Origin of the sequence: Variovorax brevis, from assembly GCF_030317105.1 — a bacterium.
GTDB lineage: Bacteria > Pseudomonadota > Gammaproteobacteria > Burkholderiales > Burkholderiaceae_C > Variovorax > Variovorax brevis.
Map to the genome: position 1 here is coordinate 36,553 of NZ_JASZYG010000015.1, position 17,301 is coordinate 53,853.

At 67.1% G+C, this 17,301-nt stretch carries 13 protein-coding genes and 3 pseudogenes; 13 read left to right on the plus strand and 3 right to left on the minus strand.

The genetic code is table 11. The features are described from left to right. The first annotated feature begins 12 nt into the window (after positions 1-12). A complete protein-coding gene (locus QTI66_RS31195) occupies positions 13-309 on the plus strand; it encodes a hypothetical protein (RefSeq protein WP_286564215.1) in 297 nt (98 codons plus the stop codon). Between the two features lie 604 nt (positions 310-913). Here QTI66_RS31195 and QTI66_RS31200 read toward each other — a convergent pair. Continuing rightward, positions 914-1,969, minus strand: coding sequence for an adenosine deaminase family protein (locus QTI66_RS31200; protein ID WP_286564216.1), 1,056 nt, complete (start codon positions 1,967-1,969; stop codon positions 914-916). Positions 1,970-2,140: 171 nt separating this feature from the next. Between QTI66_RS31200 and QTI66_RS31205 the strand changes: the two genes are divergently transcribed. Genes QTI66_RS31205 through deoA form a run of 9 tightly spaced genes read left to right on the plus strand, consistent with a single transcriptional unit; the run spans position 2,141 to position 11,790 of the window. After that, positions 2,141-3,109, plus strand: coding sequence for a BMP family lipoprotein (locus tag QTI66_RS31205; RefSeq protein ID WP_286564217.1), 969 nt, complete (start codon positions 2,141-2,143; stop codon positions 3,107-3,109). Between the two features lie 47 nt (positions 3,110-3,156). Further along, a complete protein-coding gene (locus QTI66_RS31210) occupies positions 3,157-4,701 on the plus strand; it encodes an ABC transporter ATP-binding protein (RefSeq protein ID WP_286564218.1) in 1,545 nt (514 codons plus the stop codon). Then, entirely contained in the window at positions 4,698-5,843 is a 1,146-nt protein-coding gene (locus tag QTI66_RS31215) for an ABC transporter permease (RefSeq protein ID WP_286564219.1), read from the plus strand. Before QTI66_RS31210 ends, QTI66_RS31215 begins: the two co-directional genes overlap by 4 nt. Then, the gene (locus tag QTI66_RS31220; protein WP_286564220.1) at positions 5,836-6,804 is read left to right on the plus strand and encodes an ABC transporter permease; all 969 of its coding nucleotides are present in this window, start codon (positions 5,836-5,838) and stop codon (positions 6,802-6,804) included. Before QTI66_RS31215 ends, QTI66_RS31220 begins: the two co-directional genes overlap by 8 nt. Then, the gene (locus QTI66_RS31225; protein WP_286564221.1) at positions 6,805-7,227 is read left to right on the plus strand and encodes a cytidine deaminase; all 423 of its coding nucleotides are present in this window, start codon (positions 6,805-6,807) and stop codon (positions 7,225-7,227) included. After that, positions 7,224-8,030, plus strand: a complete 807-nt coding sequence (locus tag QTI66_RS31230; RefSeq protein ID WP_286564222.1) for a purine-nucleoside phosphorylase — start codon at positions 7,224-7,226, stop codon at positions 8,028-8,030. Before QTI66_RS31225 ends, QTI66_RS31230 begins: the two co-directional genes overlap by 4 nt. A 22-nt stretch (positions 8,031-8,052) precedes the next feature. Next, a complete protein-coding gene (gene ushA, locus QTI66_RS31235; RefSeq protein WP_286564223.1) occupies positions 8,053-9,675 on the plus strand; it encodes a bifunctional UDP-sugar hydrolase/5'-nucleotidase UshA in 1,623 nt (540 codons plus the stop codon). Between the two features lies 1 nt (position 9,676). Beyond that, positions 9,677-10,453 (plus strand): deoxyribose-phosphate aldolase, encoded by a 777-nt coding sequence (gene deoC, locus QTI66_RS31240; protein WP_286564224.1) that lies wholly within the window; start codon positions 9,677-9,679, stop codon positions 10,451-10,453. Beyond that, positions 10,453-11,790, plus strand: coding sequence for a thymidine phosphorylase (gene deoA, locus QTI66_RS31245; protein ID WP_286564226.1), 1,338 nt, complete (start codon positions 10,453-10,455; stop codon positions 11,788-11,790). Before deoC ends, deoA begins: the two co-directional genes overlap by 1 nt. Before the next feature lie 665 nt (positions 11,791-12,455). Here deoA and hmpA read toward each other — a convergent pair. Together hmpA and QTI66_RS31255 are read right to left on the minus strand one after the other, a co-directional pair. Beyond that, positions 12,456-13,669 (minus strand): annotated as a pseudogene (gene hmpA / locus QTI66_RS31250) (NO-inducible flavohemoprotein). A 166-nt stretch (positions 13,670-13,835) separates the two neighbouring features. Further along, positions 13,836-14,249 carry a PAS domain-containing protein gene (locus QTI66_RS31255; RefSeq protein ID WP_286564228.1) on the minus strand — a complete coding sequence of 138 codons (414 nt, stop codon included), beginning with the start codon at positions 14,247-14,249 and terminating at the stop codon, positions 13,836-13,838. Between the two features lie 99 nt (positions 14,250-14,348). Here QTI66_RS31255 and QTI66_RS31260 point away from each other — a divergent pair. From QTI66_RS31260 to tnpC, 3 genes and pseudogenes are all read left to right on the plus strand, one after another. Beyond that, positions 14,349-14,751, plus strand: a pseudogene (locus QTI66_RS31260) (group III truncated hemoglobin). 90 nt (positions 14,752-14,841) lie between these two features. Beyond that, on the plus strand, positions 14,842-15,297 hold the full coding sequence (locus QTI66_RS31265) for an RrF2 family transcriptional regulator (RefSeq protein ID WP_286564229.1): 456 nt from the start codon (positions 14,842-14,844) through the stop codon (positions 15,295-15,297). 352 nt (positions 15,298-15,649) lie between these two features. Next, a pseudogene (gene tnpC, locus QTI66_RS31270) lies at positions 15,650-16,873 on the plus strand (IS66 family transposase); the annotation flags it as partial. Positions 16,874-17,301: the final 428 nt, after the last annotated feature.

A 17,301-nucleotide genomic window follows, 5' to 3' on the forward strand; every position in this document is an offset into this window, starting at 1 on the left:
TAAAGTACAGGCATGGCCCTCTACATCACTGATTTCTTCACAGCTCTCGCTACCGCTGACAACGTCCATATCGACAATCGCGCCGTTCGCGAGTTCCATTTGATCGGAAACGCGCTTGCCGTCGTCGTGCTTGAAGACGGCGAAGAGTTACGGATTCACCGCCAAGTCGTCAAGATCATCAATGGTCTCAGTTCGTGCCGGCCTGAGGATTTCGGCCCGCCCCATGCCGTCGACTTCATGATGAATGGGCCGCGTCCCATGAACGAAAGCGATCTGCCTCAAAAGGTGACTGAAGCCGACGAAGACTGAGGCGCTTCTCGGCGCTCAAGCGTAGGCGCGATGGCAAGGTATGCGACGGTTGGAACAGTGGGCACACCCCCTTGTGTTCAGGTTCGTGCTGCGGATCCAGATGGAACGCTTGCAGCCTCGAGAGCGACCGGTGCCATGGTCTGGCATGTTGCGCGTGAGCGATGCAATCTCTACTGAACGCGCGGCTCAAGTGTTCGGCTTTTTTCGCGAGCCCCATCAGCAGGCGTGAAGGAGCGCGTGCAAATGTGCGGGGCAGTTTCTGATGTCGCTTGACACCGCCCATGCGGCCCCCCATGTCAGTTGGGTGGTCGGTCAGGGTCAGTCCTCTTGCTTGAAGTCCTCTTCGAGCTTGTCGATCACTTCGGCCGCACCGCCTACTCCGTCCGGTAGCAAGCCGCCTCGAAACTGATTCCGCCCGAATCCAGTGCGAATGCTCCGGAGTTAAGGTGAAGCTTGCGCGAAGAAGCGCCTGAATCGAGACGCGATCACCAGAGGTTCTCGAGCGTATTTCATTCAAGATGCATCGTTGCAGCGAGATTTGAGCGGCCTCTGCCAGCAAGGAAGGCACGCTTGCGAACTCCTGTCAAGCTCTGCACAGGCTCCTCTAGGACCGTTCACCAGACGCGCGCTGCCACGCCTGCACCGCGGCCTGCGCCTTCTCGCGTGCCGGCGCAGGCAGGAAGGAGTGCGCAGCCGCCTGCAGGCTCATCGCCGCCAGATCGTGCAGGCTCAAACCGTTCTCGCACAACAAGCCCATCGCCTCGCCGCTCATGCTGACTCCCGATATCAGCCGGTTGTCGGTGTGGAACGACACGCTCAGGCCGGTCTGCCAGAGGCGCCGGATGGGGTGAGCTGCCACTGAGGCGGCAGCGCCGGTGTGGATGTTGCTGGTGGGGCACAGTTCCAGATGCACGCCGCTGGCGCACACCTCGTCGAAGGTCGCGCGTGCCGCGCTGCCAACCTTTGCTCCCAGCGTGTCGGCCATTCGCACGCCGTGTCCGATGCGGCGCGCGCCCAGCCGCACCGCTTCCAGAACGCGTTCGGCCACATCGGCCTCGCCCGCATGGCAGGTGATCGGCAGGCTGGCCTCACGCGCCATGGCAAAGGCTGTTACATGGCGCGACGGCGGATGGCCCCGCTCGGCGCCCGCCAAGTCGAAGCCGACCACGCCCTGGTCGCGGTAGCGCAGCGCGAGGCTCACCACACGCTCGCTCTGCGTGCTGGGCTGGTCGCGCATGGCGCACAAGATCAGCCCGCTGGGCAGCGGGCATTGCCGAAGGCCGGTCAGCAGTGACTCGACCGCGGCCTCCGGCGGTAAGCCGAACGGCTCGAACAGGGTCGGCGCGATGCGGAACTCGGCCAGCACGCAACCGTCGAGCCGTGCATCCTCGGCCGCCTCAAAGGCCACGCGCGCGAGCGCCGCGGGGCTGGCCATGGCCGCGACCGTGAGGGCGAAGCCGCGCAGGTACTCGGCCAGGCTGCCCGCCTGGGCTCGAGCGCTGAACCAGTCAACCAGCGCTGAGGCGTTTTGGACCGGCGCGTCCATGCCGCGTGCGCGCAGCAGTTCAAGCAGGGTGGCCGGTCGCAGGCCACCGTCGAGATGCTCGTGCAGCAAGACCTTCGGCAACGCCTGCAGGCGTTCCACGAGCGCGCGGGTCAACGGGGCAGCCATCGCCCAATGTTAGTGGAGGAGCCACACATAGGGTGCTCCCCGGTCTTGCGCGGCGCGGGACTTGCTATCCTGCCCCGGGGCTCCGCGAGAGCCTCGAACGGAAGACGTGCAACCCAGCAAGAAGTCGCTCAGCCGGATCGCCAACCAAGGATGCGCACCATGAAGCTCAACAAGGCCCTCGTCCTCGCTTTCGCAGCCGTCGCCACCATGGCTGGTGCCGAGCCCGCCATCGTCTATGACATGGGCGGGAAGTTCGACAAGTCCTTCAATGAGGCGGCCTACCGCGGCGCCGAGATGTGGAAGAAGGAAAGCGGCAAGCCCTACCTCGATTTCGAGATCGCCAACGAGGCGCAGCGCGAGCAGGCCATGCGCCGCATGGCCGGGCGCGGCGCCGACCCGGTGATCGGCGTCGGCTTCTCGCAGGGCAGCAGTATCGAGAAGGTGGCCAAGGAGTTTCCGAAGCTCAACTTCGTGATCATCGACTCGGTGGTCAATCTGCCCAATGTCGAATCGATCGTGTTCAAGGAGCATGAGGGAAGTTTTCTCGTCGGCATGATGGCGGCGCTGGCCAGCAAGAGCGGCAAGGTCGGATTCGTCGGCGGCATGGACATCCCGTTGATCCGCAAGTTCCAGTGCGGCTACGAGCAAGGCGCCAAGTACGCCAATCCGAAAATCGAGGTGACCTCCGTCATGACGGGCACCACGCCCGCTGCATGGAGCGATCCGACGCGTGGCGGCGAGCTGGCGAAGGCGCAGTTCGCCAAGGGCGTCGACGTGGTGTTCGCTGCCGCCGGCGGTACCGGCTCTGGCGTCTACCAGGCCGCCAAGGACGCGGGCAAGCTGGCCATCGGGGTGGACAGCAACCAGAACCACATGCAGCCGGGCACCATGCTCACCTCGATGGTCAAGCGCGTCGATGTGGCGGTGCTCAACGCCGCGAAAAAGCCGACCCCGGGCATCACGTCGCTGGGCCTGAAGGAAGGCGGGGTCGACTACGCGCTGGACGAGTACAACGCCAAGCTGGTGAGCGCCGACATGAAGGCCCAAGTCGACGCGGCCAAGGCAGACATCATCGCCGGCAAGATCAAGGTAGCCGACTACATGGCCGATAACGCCTGCAAGCTGTGACCCTCCCCCGGGCTTCGCGCACCTTGCGTGCGGTGCGCTGAGATCTCATGACCGGCAGCCCCGCGCCCGCGGTGCGCATGACGCGCATCGACAAGCGCTTCGGCGCGGTGCACGCCAATCGCGAAGTCACGCTCACCGTGCCCGCCGGCACGGTGCATGGCGTGGTGGGCGAGAACGGTGCCGGCAAGAGCACGTTGATGTCGATCCTGTACGGCTTCTATCAGGCCGACAGCGGCGAGATCGAGATCGACGGCCAGGCGGTGAAGATCCGCAACTCGCACGAAGCCATTGCACTGGGCATCGGCATGGTGCACCAGCACTTCATGCTCGTCGAACCATTTTCAGCGCTTGACAACATCCTGCTCGGCGCCGAGCCGCATTGGCGGCTGCCCAACGCGCGCAGGCAGGTGCGCGCGCGCCTTGAAACGCTGATGCGCGAGAGCGGCTTGCAGGTGCGGCTGGACCTGCCGGTCGAACAACTTCCAGTGGGCGAGCGCCAGCGGCTCGAGATCCTGAAGGCGTTGTATCGGGGCGCGCGCATCCTGATCCTCGACGAGCCGACGGCAGTGCTCACGCCGCAAGAGACCGGGCAGTTGTTCGACACGCTGCGCGGCCTGCGCGCGCGCGGCACCACGGTGCTGCTGATCACGCACAAGCTCAGGGAAATCGTTGCGCTGTGCGACGCCGTGACGGTGATGCGCGCGGGCGCCGTGGTGCTCGACTGCGCCACGGTCGACACCAGCATCGACGCGCTTGCGCAGGCCATGGTCGGGCGCCGCGTGCAAATGGGACGCATGACCGGCGCCACGCCCGCTGAAAGCGGCACGCCGCTGCTCGAAGCGCGTGGCCTGCATTGGCGCGACGCCCAGGGCACGCCGCGCCTGGTCGACGTGTCGCTGCATCTGGGGGCGGGCGAGATCGTGGGCATCGCGGGCGTCTCGGGCAATGGCCAGAGCGAGTTGCTGGAGGTGCTCTCGGGCATGCTGGCGCCGCAGTCCGGCACGCTGGTGCTCGGCTCGCGCACCTTCACGCGCGAGCATTGGCTCGATCCCAAGGCCGCGCGCGAAGCGGGGCTCGCCCACGTGCCGGAAGACCGGCACCGGCGCGGCCTGGTGCTGCCTTTCGCGGCCTGGGAATCGGCCGTGCTCGGCTACCAGCAGCGCGCGCGCTACAACCGGCACGGCTGGATGCGCCAGTCGACCATGCAAGCCGACACCGCGCGGATGATGGACGAATACGACGTACGCCCGCGCAATACGCATCTCCCCAGCACCCACTTTTCCGGGGGCAACCAGCAAAAGCTGGTCCTGGCGCGCGAGGCCGCCCCGAAGCCACGCGTGCTGCTGGTGGGCCAGCCGACGCGGGGAGTCGATATCGGCGCCATCGAGTTCATCCATGGCCGCTTGCGCGCGATGGCAGCGGGCGGCGGCGCGGTGCTCGTCGTCTCGTCCGAGCTCGACGAGATCCTGACGCTGGCCGACCGCGTGCTCGTGATGGCGGGCGGGCGCATCGTCGGCGAGCGACCGGTTGCCCAGTGCGACGAGACCACGCTGGGCCGCCTGATGTGTGGCGCGGGCGACGAGGTCGCATGAGTGCGGTGACGGGCGGCGCCGATCTGCCGCGCTGGATCGACCTCATCGTCCTGCCGCTGGTCAACCTCGCACTGGCGCTGCTGGCCTGCGGCATCGTTGTGGCGGTGGTCGGCCATGACCCCTGGCAGGCGCTCGGGCTGCTGGTCCAGGGCGCCTTCGGCAGCCGCATGGGTGTCAGCTACACCTTGTACTACGCCACCACCTTCGTCTTCACCGGCCTGGCGGTGGCGGTGGCGTTCCACGCAGGCCTGTTCAATATCGGCGGTGAAGGCCAGGCCATGATGGGCGGGCTGGGAACCGCGCTGGCGGCACTGGCGCTGGGCGAGCATCTGCCGCGCTGGGCCATGCTGCCGCTGATGATCGGCGCCGCCATGCTGTTCGGCATGTGCTGGGCCGCGGTGCCGGCGGCCCTGCAGGCCTGGCGCGGCAGCCATGTGGTGATCACCACCATCATGTTCAACTTCATCGCCTCGGCGCTGTTGGCCTATCTGCTGGTCCACGTGCTCAAGGAGCCCGGCAACATGACGGTGGAAAGCCGCGCGTTCGCGCCGTCGGCGCATCTGCCCGGGGTGCACGAAGCGCTCGCCAGCCTCGGCATCGAATGGCCGGCCTCGCCACTCAACCTGAGCGTGCTGCTGGCCCTGGCGGCCGCCGTGGCCGTGTATTTGCTGCTGTGGCACTCGCAGCCGGGTTATGCGATCCGCGCGGTCGGCCATGCGCCGGACGCGGCGCACTACGGCGGCATGCGGCCGCGGGTGCAGGTCATGGTGTCGATGGCGCTGTCCGGCGCGCTGGCCGGGCTGGTGGGCATCAACGAAATCGCGGGCGTGCACGGGCGGCTTCTGCTGGAGTACGTGGTGGGCGCCGGCTTCGCCGGCATCGCGGTCTCGCTGATCGGGCGCAACCACCCCGTGGGCATCGTGCTGGCTGCGCTGCTGTTCGGTGCGCTGTACCAGGGCGGCTCTGAACTGGCCTTCGAGATTCCAGGTTTCAGCCGCGACATGGTGTTCACGCTGCAAGGCCTGATCGTGCTGTTCTCCGGCGCCCTGTCGCAGGTCGCAGCGCCGACGCTGGCGCGGCTGTGGCGCGCGGCGCGCCGCACACCGCCCAAGGCCGCCGCAGGGGGTGGCGTCGATGGATGAAGTCGCCCTCGGAACCCTGCTCGCTTCGACCCTGCGCGTGGCGACGCCGCTGATCCTGTGCGCGCTGGCTGGCACTTTGGCCGAGCGTTCGGGCGTCATCGACCTGGGGCTCGAGGGCAAGATGCTGTCGTGCGCCTTCACCGCCGGCAGCGTCGCTGCGCTGAGCGGCTCCCTGGCGCTTGCCCTGGCGGTGTCGCTCATCGTCGGCGTGGCGCTCTCGCTGCTGCAGGGCTTCGGCTGCGTGACGCATCGTGGCGACCAGGTGGTGATGGGCATGGCCATCACCATGACCGCCGCCGGCCTGACGGTGGTGCTGGGCATCGCCTGGTTCCAGCAAGGCGGCCAGACACCCCCGCTGGCCGACGCAGTGCGCCTCGCGCCGTGGGGGACGGCCGCCGGCGAAGCGCTGCGTGGGCTGCCCTGGCTGGGCACGGTGCTGGGGCTGGGCCTGTTCGGCCACAACGCACTGGTGTACCTGGCCATCGCCCTGGTCCCGGCCGTGTGGTGGTTGCTGTTTCGCACCCGCTTTGGCCTGCGCCTGCGTGCCACCGGCGAGAACCCGGCCATGGTCGATTCGGCGGGCGTGTCCATCAACGCCCTGCGCTACCGGGCGCTCATGCTCAACGGCGCGCTGTGTTCCCTGGCCGGCAGCTACCTGGTGCTGGCGCAGAATCCGTCGTTCATGCCGCACATGACGGCGGGGCGCGGCTACATGGCCCTGGCCGCCATGATCTTTGGCAAGTGGCATCCGGTCGGCGCCTTTTTCGCGTGCCTGTTGTTCGGCTTCCTGGATGCGGTGTCGATCCGGCTGCAGGGCACGGCGCTGCCCTGGATCGGCACCGTACCGGTACAGGCCGTCCAGGCCCTGCCCTACGTGCTGACGGTGGTGCTGCTGGCCGGCTTCGTCGGCAAGGCGCGCACCCCCAAGGCGCTGGGCATCCCGTATGTGAAGGAGCGATGAATGAAGCCCTCCGTTGACGACAGCCTGATGGCACAACTCGTGGACGCCGCCCGCGTCGCCCGCGAGCGCGCCTATGCGCCGTATTCGAGGTTCGCGGTCGGCGCCGCGCTGCTGGACGAACGCGGCCATGTCCACGCCGGCTGCAACATCGAGAATGCGGCCTTTCCGCAGGGCCAGTGCGCCGAAGCCTCGGCGCTCGCGCACCTGGTGCTGGCCGGCGGCACGCGGGTGCTGGCGGCCGTGGTCGTCGGCGTGGCCGATGCGCCCGTCACCCCGTGCGGCGGCTGTCGCCAGAAGCTGCGCGAGTTCGCGGACGACGACATGCCGGTGTGGTGTGCCGACCTGCACGCGGTGCGCGGCCGCTACACGCTCGGCGAGCTGCTGCCGGCGAGCTTCGGTCCATCGCATCTTCCTTTGACATGACCCCACAGCAAGCCATCGAAGCGAGCGCTGCGCGCATCCGCGCCACCGGCGCCGCACCCGAACTGGCCGTGGTACTTGGCTCCGGCTGGGACCGTGCCGCCGAGCTGGTCAAAGCGCCCGCGGACATCCCCTACCCTGAACTGCCGGCCTTCCCGACGCTGGGCGTCGCCGGCCACGCCGGCATGCTGCGGCTGGGCCGCATCGGTGGCCGCTCGGTCGCCCTGCTGCGCGGGCGCAAGCACACCTACGAAAGCGGCGACGCGGCGGCGATGAAGGGCCCGATACGCAGCCTGGCGGCAGCCGGTTGCCGCATCCTCGTCCTCACCAATGCCGCCGGGAGCCTGGACGCGAACATGCACCCGGGCTCGCTGATGCTGATCGCCGATCACCTCAACATGCCCCAACGCACGCCGCTGCACGACGAGCCCGGCTCGGAGCGCTTCGTCGACATGAACGACGCCTACGATCCCGCCCTGCGCGCGCTGGCCCGTGCCGCGGCCGCGCAGGCGGGCATCGTGCTGCACGAGGGTGTCTATGCCTGGATGCTTGGCCCGCAGTTCGAGACGCCGGCCGAGATCCGCATGCTGCGCCTGCTGGGCGCGCAGGCGGTGGGCATGAGCACCGTGCCCGAAACCATCCTGGCGCGCCATGCGGGCCTGAGGGTGCTGGCCTTCTCGATGCTCACCAACATGGCTGCAGGCCTCTCGGACGAGGCGCTCAGCCACGCCCACACCCTGCGCAGCGCGCAAGCCGCCGATCAGGACGCATCGCGCCTGCTCGCAGCCGTCATTGCAGCGATCTGATTTCCTGCGGAAGATCCAAGCCATGCGCATGCCCCTCATCGCCGCCCTCGCCGCCCTCGCCGCCCTTGCCGCACTGGGCCTGCCCGGCTGCGCCACGGCGCCGACCGGGCGCGGGCCCATCCAGCTCACGGTCCTGCACTCCAACGACCACCACGGCCGCTTCTGGGCCAATGCCGACGGTGAATACGGCATGGCCGCACGCAAGACCCTGCTCGACCGCCTGCGCGCCGAGGTGCAGGCCAGCGGCGGCTACACGCTGGTGCTCGACGGCGGCGACATCAACACCGGCGTGCCCGAGTCCGACCTCCAGGATGCCGAGCCCGACTTCAAGGGCATGAACCTGCTCGGCTACGACGCCGCGGCGGTGGGCAACCACGAATTTGACAAGCCGCCCGCGGTGCTGGAGAAGCAGCGCCAATGGGCGAGCTTTCCCTTGCTTTCGGCCAACATCTATCGCAACGGCCAGCGCATGTTCGAGCCCTGGCGCATCTTCGAGCGCGGCGGCTACAAGATCGCGGTGATGGGCCTGACCACCGACGACACGGCCAGGATGGTGCTGGCCGCCAACGTCGCGGGCATCGAATTCCGCAAGCCCATCGACGAGGCGGCGACCCTGCTGCCCGAGCTGCGCGCCAAGGCCGACATGGTGATCGCCGCCACCCACATGGGCCACTACACCGACGGCCGCCGCGGCGTCAACGCAGCGGGCGATGTGGAGATGGCGCGCGCCACCCGCGGGCTCGACCTGATCGTGGGCGGCCACAGCCAGAACCCGGTCTGCATGCTGCAGGAAAACCTGCGCAACGACGCCTACGTGCCCGGCACGCCCTGCGCGCCCGACCGGCAGAACGGCACCTGGATCGTGCAGGCGCACGAATGGGGCAAATACGTGGGCCGGGCCGATTTCCGGGTGCAGGCGGGCCGCATTGAACTCATCAAGTACCAGCTGATCCCGGTCAACCTCAAGCACACGGTGGACGGCAAGAAGGTCACCTATACCGACCCCATCCCGGAGGACGCCAGCGTGCGCGCCTTCCTGCAGCCCTTCCAGGACAAGGGCCAGGCGCGCCTGGTGGTGCCGGTGGGTGAGACCGTGGGCGTGTTCGATGGCGATCGCCAGCGGGTGCGCAGGCAGCCGACCAACCTCGGCCGGCTGATCGCCGAGGCCATGCGCGACAGGATGGGTGCCGACGTCGCGCTCATGAACTCGGGCGGCGTGCGCGATTCGCTGCCCGAAGGCCCCATCACCTACCGCGACGTGCTCAAGGTCCAGCCCTTCGGCAACCAGGTGGCGGTGGTGCGGCTCACGGGCGCCGAACTGCTGGGCTACCTCCAGGCCGCGGCCAGGATGACGCCGGGCTCGGGGGCCCTCCCGCAGACGGCGGGCGTGCAGATGAGGATCGAGGACGAGCAATTGAAGGAAGCCCGGGTCAACGGCCAGCCCATCGAGCCCGGTCGCGAGTACCGGCTCGCGATCAACAACTTCACCGCCGGGGGCGGCGACGGTTATCCCAAGCTGGCGACGCATCCGGGCTATCTCGACACCGGTCTGGTCGATGCCGACGTGCTGCGCGCCTACATTGCCAGGCGCAGCCCGCTCAAGGCCGCGGACTACGCGCCGGGCGACGACGTGCAAAGGAAATAGCGTGAACACCGACACGACCCGCGACGCGAGCCTCGCGCTCGCCTGCCTGGACCTGACCAGCCTCAATGACAATGACGACGCGGCGGCCATCGATGCGCTGTGCGCCAGGGCGCTCGGGCCGGCGGGCCGGCCGGCGGCACTGTGCGTGTGGCCGCGCTTCGTGGCGCAAGCCAGGGCCGCGCTGCCGCCATCGATCCGCATCGCGTCCGTGGCCAACTTCCCCGACGGCGCGCTCGACACCGGGCGTGCCTTGCGCGATGCCCACGCCATCCTCGCCGCCGGCGGCGACGAGGTGGACCTGGTCCTTCCCTGGCGGGCGCTCGCGGCGGGCGATGCGGCGGGCGCGGCCGCCCTTGTCGCAGCGGTGCGCGCGGCGTGTACGGGCAAGACGCTCAAGCTCATCATCGAGTCCGGTGACCTGTCTTCGTCCGAACTGATCCGCCAGGCCTGCCAGATCGGGCTCGACGCCGGCGTCGACTTCCTCAAGACCAGCACCGGCAAGACGCCCGCCGGCGCAACGCCCGTTGCTGCGCGCGTGATGCTCGAAAGCATGGCCGGCCACGCACGCAAGGGCGTGACGGGTTTCAAGGCCTCGGGCGGCGTGCGCACGGTGGCTGATGCAGCGATCTACATCGCGCTGATACGCGAGATCCTGGGCGAGTCGGCGCTCGGACCGCAGCGCCTGCGTTTTGGGGCCAGCGGCTTGCTGGCCGACATCGAGTCGGCGCTGCTGCGGCACGAGGGCCCCGGCAAGGCAGCCGCTGCCGGAGACTACTGATGCTGCTGCCGGCCGAGGTCATCCGCGGCAAGCGTGATCGCGGCGCCCTCTCGCCGGCGCAGATCGAGGCTTTCGTGCGCGGACTGGCCGACGGCAGCTGGAGCGAAGGCCAGATCGCCGCGCTGGCGATGGCCATCCTGCTCAACGGCATGGACCGCGGCGAATGCGTGGCCCTCACGCGTGGCATGACGCACTCCGGCGACGTCCTGCGATGGCCCGATGTACCGGGTCCCGTGCTCGACAAGCATTCCACCGGCGGCGTGGGCGACAAGGTGAGCCTGATGCTCGCGCCGATCGTTGCGGCCTGCGGCGGCGTGGTGCCGATGATCTCCGGCCGCGGCCTGGGCCACACGGGCGGCACGCTGGACAAGCTCGAATCGCTGGCCGGCTACCAGGTCGTGCCGCCGCGCGAAACGCTGCTCGCCGTTTTGCGCGATGCGGGCTGCGCCATCATCGGCGCGGGCCCCACCCTCGCACCCGCCGACAAGCGGCTCTACGCGATTCGCGATGTGACGGCCACGGTGGAATCGGTGCCCCTGATCACCGCCAGCATCCTCTCCAAAAAGCTCGCGGCCGGGTTGCAGGGACTGGTGCTCGACGTGAAGGTCGGCAACGGCGCGTTCATGGCGCGCATGGACGACGCCCGTGCGCTGGCCACCAGCCTGGTCGAGGTGGCGTCCGGCGCCGGGTTGCCTGCGCAGGCGCTGATCACCGACATGAACCAGGTGCTGGGCCACAGCGCCGGCAACGCGCTCGAAGTACAGGAATCGATCGACTTTCTGACAGGCGTCGAACGCGAGCCACGACTGCTCGAAGTGACCCTGGCGCTCGCAGCACGGCTGCTGCGCCTTGGCGGCCTCGCGGCCGACTTGCCCGAGGCCCAGGCCCGGGCGACACGCGCGCTCGAGAACGGCGCGGCCGCCGAGCGCTTTGCGCGCATGGTGTCAGGCCTGGGTGGTCCGAGCGACCTTCGGCAAGCAGCGCGCGGGCTGCCGCAGGCGCCGGTGCACAGTGATGTGCCAGCACCGCAAGGCGGCGTGCTGGTGGAACAGGACGTGCGCGCCATCGGGCTGGCGATCGTTGCGCTGGGCGGCGGCCGGCGCCGCGCCGACGAGCGCATCGATCCGCGCGTCGGCATCACGCACGTGCTGCCGCTGGGCAGCAGCGTGCGCGAGGGACAGCCGCTGGCGCGCGTGCATGCGGCCAGCCGGGCCGAAGCCGAAGCGGCGATCGCGGCGCTGCAAGCGGCCGCGCGCATCGAATCGGACCCGCAAGGGTCGGCAACGCCATTTGCTCCCTCTCCGGTCATCTGCGCGGAGGTCGGGCACGTGCCGTAGCGACTTTCCCGCTTTGCTTGCTGGCGTCCGATCCGCCTGGACAATGCCCGGGCCCACCTGGCAGACACCAGCCTGTACGTACAAGAACGACCATGACGACGCTCGCGACCTTCTTGCCTGGGTTGCCGGAGGTGCGGAGTACCTGTGACTTCTGGGGCAGCCGGCCGCAAGGGATTTGGAGCATTCGGGTCTGCTCTCGCGCCGACAGTGGCCTGTCCGGTCTGTCGAGTTGAATGCCTGCGATCTTGCCCTCGGTCGAACACGCGCCCATGGCCGATCCGGAGAGGCCGCCTCCTGTCGGAAATCGCTCCCCTTCCCGGGTTCGGCAGCCTCAGCGCCTTTTCAAGGTGGCGCAGGCCCCACTGAGCGCGAACGGCGGCCGGCGCTTTCCCGCCACTGCGCGTCACCGTCGGCCTTGAATTTCGACGGCCTGAAGCGGTTTCTGTCTTTGCGGGTCGATCTGCCAGCACACGCTTTGGCGCGGATTGCAGTCTTCAGGTGCCGCGGAGGCCTCGGCCAAGCGAGCCATGCACCGCTGAAGCAGTGAACCCCCTCGATGCAGGCGTCCGGAATCTCCCGTCGTACGCGCGCGTCCTCGCTGGACAACCGGCGTGGCGGTGCGCTGCGCCTTCAGGCGCCGGCTGCGCCCCGAACCCCGCCCAATCCTATTCCTCGAAAACGTCGGTCCCGAAAACCTCGTAATGAACGCGTGCGTCGGGAACGCCCAACGACTTGAGCGCTTCCACCTGCGCGCGCATGAAGGGCAGTGGCCCGCAGATGTAGTAGTCAGCATCCGGCTTGACCGCCGACCCTGCGATGCACCGCAGGTCCACCAGTCCCTGCTGGTCGTAGTCGTAGCCCAAAACGTCGCCGGGGAGTGGCGAATCGTAGAACACGATGCTGGTCAGCCGCCTGTTTGTGTCCGCAGAGGCCTTCAGGCGGTCTTTCATGGCGTGGACGGCACCGTTCCGGGCACCGTGCACAAACACAACCTCACGATCAGTATTCTTCAGGACGGTCTTGAGCATGCTGACCAGCGGGGTCAAGCCCACGCCACCACTGATCAGCACCACCGGTGTGGAGGCATCCATGTCGACGAAGAAGGGCCCGAACGGCGGGGTGATCCGCACCACGTCGTCCGGCTTGACGTGGTCATGAAGAAGGTTCGAGACATACCTGCGCTCGCTGGCGCGCCCTCGCTCTCGCGCTTGACCGAAATCCGGTAGTAACGCCCGTTCGGCGCGTCCGACAGGCTGTACTGCCGCACCTGCTGCAAGCCCAGGCGCGGCACGTCAACCACGATGCTGATGTACTGGCCCGGCTTGAAGTCGGCGATCGGCCGGCCGTCTTCGGCTTCGAGAAAGAAGGAGGTGATGACGTCGCTCTCCGAGCGCTTGTGCCTTACCACGAAGTTGCGCCAGCCCCGCCAGCCGCCAGGGCGCCGCTGCGCCTCTTCGTACAGCGCCTGCTCGGCGGCAATCATGATCTCTGCGAGGGCCTGGTAGGCCTCGCCCCAGGCAGCCACGATGTCACCAGTAGCCGCGTCCCCCAAGACCTCCCTGATTGCGGCCAGCAGGTGCTCGCCCACCACCGCGTACTGCGCGGGTTGCACGTTCAGGCTGGCATGCTTGTGCGTGATCCGTTCGACCGCCGGACCCAGCACCGACAGGTTGTCGATATGGGTGGCGTAGGCCAGCACCGCCGCGGCGAGGGCGCGCTGCTGCTCGCCACGTTCCTGGTGCCGCATGTTGAAGATGTTCTTCAATTCCGGGTGGGCTTGAAACAGCCGCTGGTAGAACCGCTCAATGATGGCGTAGCCGTGAACGGCGAGGACCGGCGCGGTGGCCTTGACGGTGGCAATGGTGGACGGCGTTGGCATCTGCATTCCTTGGCTCTTTGGGTGTCTTGGGGGAGGGATTGCGGTGGCTTTCATCTCACGCGGACGCGGTGCTGGCGGCATGCAGGGAATGACGCATTGCAAACGCCTCCTGTCGGAGGCTGCATGGCTTGCCGACGCGTTGGCGCCGTCGTGAAACTTGTGGTGGTCAACGCGGCTGCGCCGCCATTGCCGCCTTGTCGCGCTCGACCCGCTCGGTCACATCCCGCGCCACCGCCACCGATCCCAGCGCCGAACCGGAGGCATCCGCGACCAAGGCAAAGCTCATTTCCAGGTAGAGCTTCTGCCCTGTCTTGTGCAACCCCCGGGCCATCGTCGGGCGCCCACCCAGCCGGGTCTTGCCGTTCTCCATCGCGGCGTCGAATCCTCGCCAGTGCGCCTTGCGCAAATGCTCGGGAATGACGAGGTCGAGGTTCTGCCCCAACGCTTCGGACGCGGCGTAGCCGAACATCGCGACTGCAGCAGCATTCCACCGTTCGATCACGCCGGCCTTGTTGGCATAGATGACGGCTTCCGCCGCCTGTTCAAGGATCAGGACCTCGATGGGCTCGTGGGATGGCATGTCTTGTCCTCGTTTGAGCTACGTCAATCCCGGAACTGGCGCACGCATTCCGGTGGCTATAAGATATATTACAGATAAACCTTCCCGTGGAGAAGTCCCATGCGTCCGTCTGCCCTTTGCACCGAACTGGAAATCTCAGCGATGGTGCGCAACTTCTATGACTCGGTGCGCCAGGATGAGGAACTCGGCCCGGTCTTCAACACCTTTGTCAATGACTGGAACTCCCACCTGTTGAAGCTGACGGACTTCTGGTCGTCGATCCTCCTGGGCAGCGGCCGGTTTCGCGGTACGCCCATGCCCAAGCATGTGGCCTTGCCCAACCTGAGTGCGCAACTGTTCGAACGCTGGCTGGTCCTGTTTCGCGAAGCCACAGCCGCGCAGCCGAACCGCCATGGGCGAACAGGCATATGACACGGCGCAGCGGATCGCCGAAAGCCTCTGGTATGGCTACCAGATGAGCCGCCGACCCGAGACCGCACCCACGGAACTGCAGCATGGCTGATTCATTTCGCGCGATCCGTGCGGCGCTTCTTTCCGGTTCGCCTGCGCGTCAACATCACATTTGCGGCGGTGCGCTGCACGGAGATTGCCGATGCGGCTGACCGCAATGACCGACTACGCGTTGCGCCTGTTGATGTACGCAGCACAACGTCCGGATCGCTTGTGCACCATTGCCGAGATCGCCCAGGCGCATGGCATCTCGGAAGCTCATCTCATGAAAGTCACCCACCAGCTTGGCCTGCAAGGTTGGATCGAGACCGTGCGCGGCAAGGGTGGCGGCTTGCGGCTGGCGCGCAGGCCCGAGGACATCAACCTGGGCGCGCTGGTGCGCGAGGTCGAGGCGAACTTTCAACTCGTTGATTGCTTCGGGACCGACAGCACCTGCACTCTGACGGGTCGCTGCGGGCTGGCCGGCCTCCTTGACGGCGCGCTTCAGCGTTTTCTGGCGCACCTGGACGGTTTCACGCTGACCGACGCCCTGCGGACTACCAGACCCGTCGGCGTCGACTCGCTCCCGGTAAGAGTTCATCGCAAGGCGTTGTCGTGAGATCGCGAGATCCCAAATGCTTGTCCATTCGACAGGACAGACCATCTGCAACGCAACGAACGCCGTTCTCCAAGGCGAATCGTTCCCAGGCCGTCGCCGTTTCAAGGGGACGGGGTGTCCTGCATGTCGATGGAAGACGCACTCTCTTGTGCCCCGGATGGCGCGGTGTGGATGTTTTCCAGGCGTCCCGGGAATGTATTTGCCGTCGGCGAGACAACCCACGCATGGCTCTTTCCGAGGACATCCATGGTGGTCCATCACGGTGGGTACGGGAAGCTCCCAAAGCAGCGCGAGCCGGCACGCCGGGTCGGTCGTGGTTCCCTTTGCTGGAGATCAATTGATCAATTGATCACCGCACCTGCCGCGGCGCGACGTGCACCATGCGCCCGCGTCCACGGTGTGCGGTTGCGGCTGCCAGATGCAGCGCATGGGCGAAGACGTGGCCGAGAAGCTCGACTACCAGCCCGGCGTCTTCTCGGTGGAGCGCCATGTGCGCGGCAAGTGGGTCTGCCGCCACTGCGAGACGCTCGTTGCAAGCTCCCGTGCCAGCGCATGTGATCGACAAAGGCATCCCCACCGCGGGCCTGCTGGCCCAGGTGCTGGTCGCCAAGTTCCTGGACCACCTGCCGCTGTACCGCCAGGAAGCGGTCTTCGAGCGCGCCGGGCACGTCATCGCCCGCTCTACGCTTGCCGCATGGGTGGGCGAGTGCGGCGCGCAACTTCAACCGCTGGTGCAGGCGCTGGCCGACGAGTTGCGGCGACATGCGGTGCTGCACGCCGACGAGACGCCGGTGGCGATGCTCAAGCCGGGAAATGGCAAGACGCACCGGGCCTACATGTGGTCGTACTGCACCCCGAGCAGCAACCTGATCAAGGCGGTGGTGTTCGAGTTCAGCGAGACCCGAAGCGGCACAAACGTGCGCGAGTTTCTGCGACTGGATACTCCGGGCGCCTGGAAGGGCACCCTGGTTACCGACGGGTTCAGCGGCTATCGAGCCTGCTTCGACAAGGGCGTGACCTCGGCGCAGTGCATGGCGCACGCCAGGAGGAAGTTCCACGAACTGTGGGTCAACCATGGCAGCCAAGTCGGCCGCCAGGCGCTGCGTTTCTGCCAGAGCCTGTTCCGCATCGAGCGCGAGATCGAGGACAAGACGCCCGAAGAGCGAAGACGAATACGGCAGCGCAAGTCGCGACGGCTGCTTGCCGTTTTCCACCGCTGGCTGGTGGCGCAGCGCCAGTTGGTGCCGCCGGGTTCGGCGACGATCAAGGCCATCGACTACAGCCTGAGCGCTGGGAAGAACTCACGCGCTTCGTCGATGACGGCGACGTACCGATCTCGAACAACTGGGTGGAGAACAACATCCGGCCGATCGCTTTGGGTAGATCGAACTGGCTGTTCGCCGGGAGCCTGCGCGCCGGTAAGCGGGCTGCGGCAATCATGAGCCTGCTGCACTCAGCGCGCATCAACGGGCACGAGCCCTATGCGTACCTCAAGGATGTGCTCGAGCCGCTGCCGACTCAACCGGCCAGCCAAATTGACGACCTGCTGCCGCACCGTTGGAAGCCGTCAGCCTGAGCGCAGTCGTCACTACACGCTCCCCGCTCGGGGCAAAGTGAACTGGCCAGTTGCTTAGTTCGATCGGCGCTGCTCACCAGACATGCAGTAGGAGCACCAAATGCCCTTGCTAGGGCTGCAAAGCGCAGGCTTGCCGCAACGATGGCAAGTAATGGGCATGGAACCAAAATTCGTCTTCATAAGCTTCATTGGAACACGGCCCTATTGCCGGCACATCACACGATGTGACTTCGCCGGACACTTTCCTTGAACACACGCAGCAATATCGCTTTATGGCTGCCCTCCGTCATCGACGAAAGGCGGTTCAAATGAGGATGAAATGCGGCAAGCTGAATCGGTTGTCCAAGCCCTTTGTCGTAAACCATCTGCTTCGCGTGGCGCGCCGTCCCTCCTGGGGAGGATGCGCGATTCGTGTGCGCAACTACGAT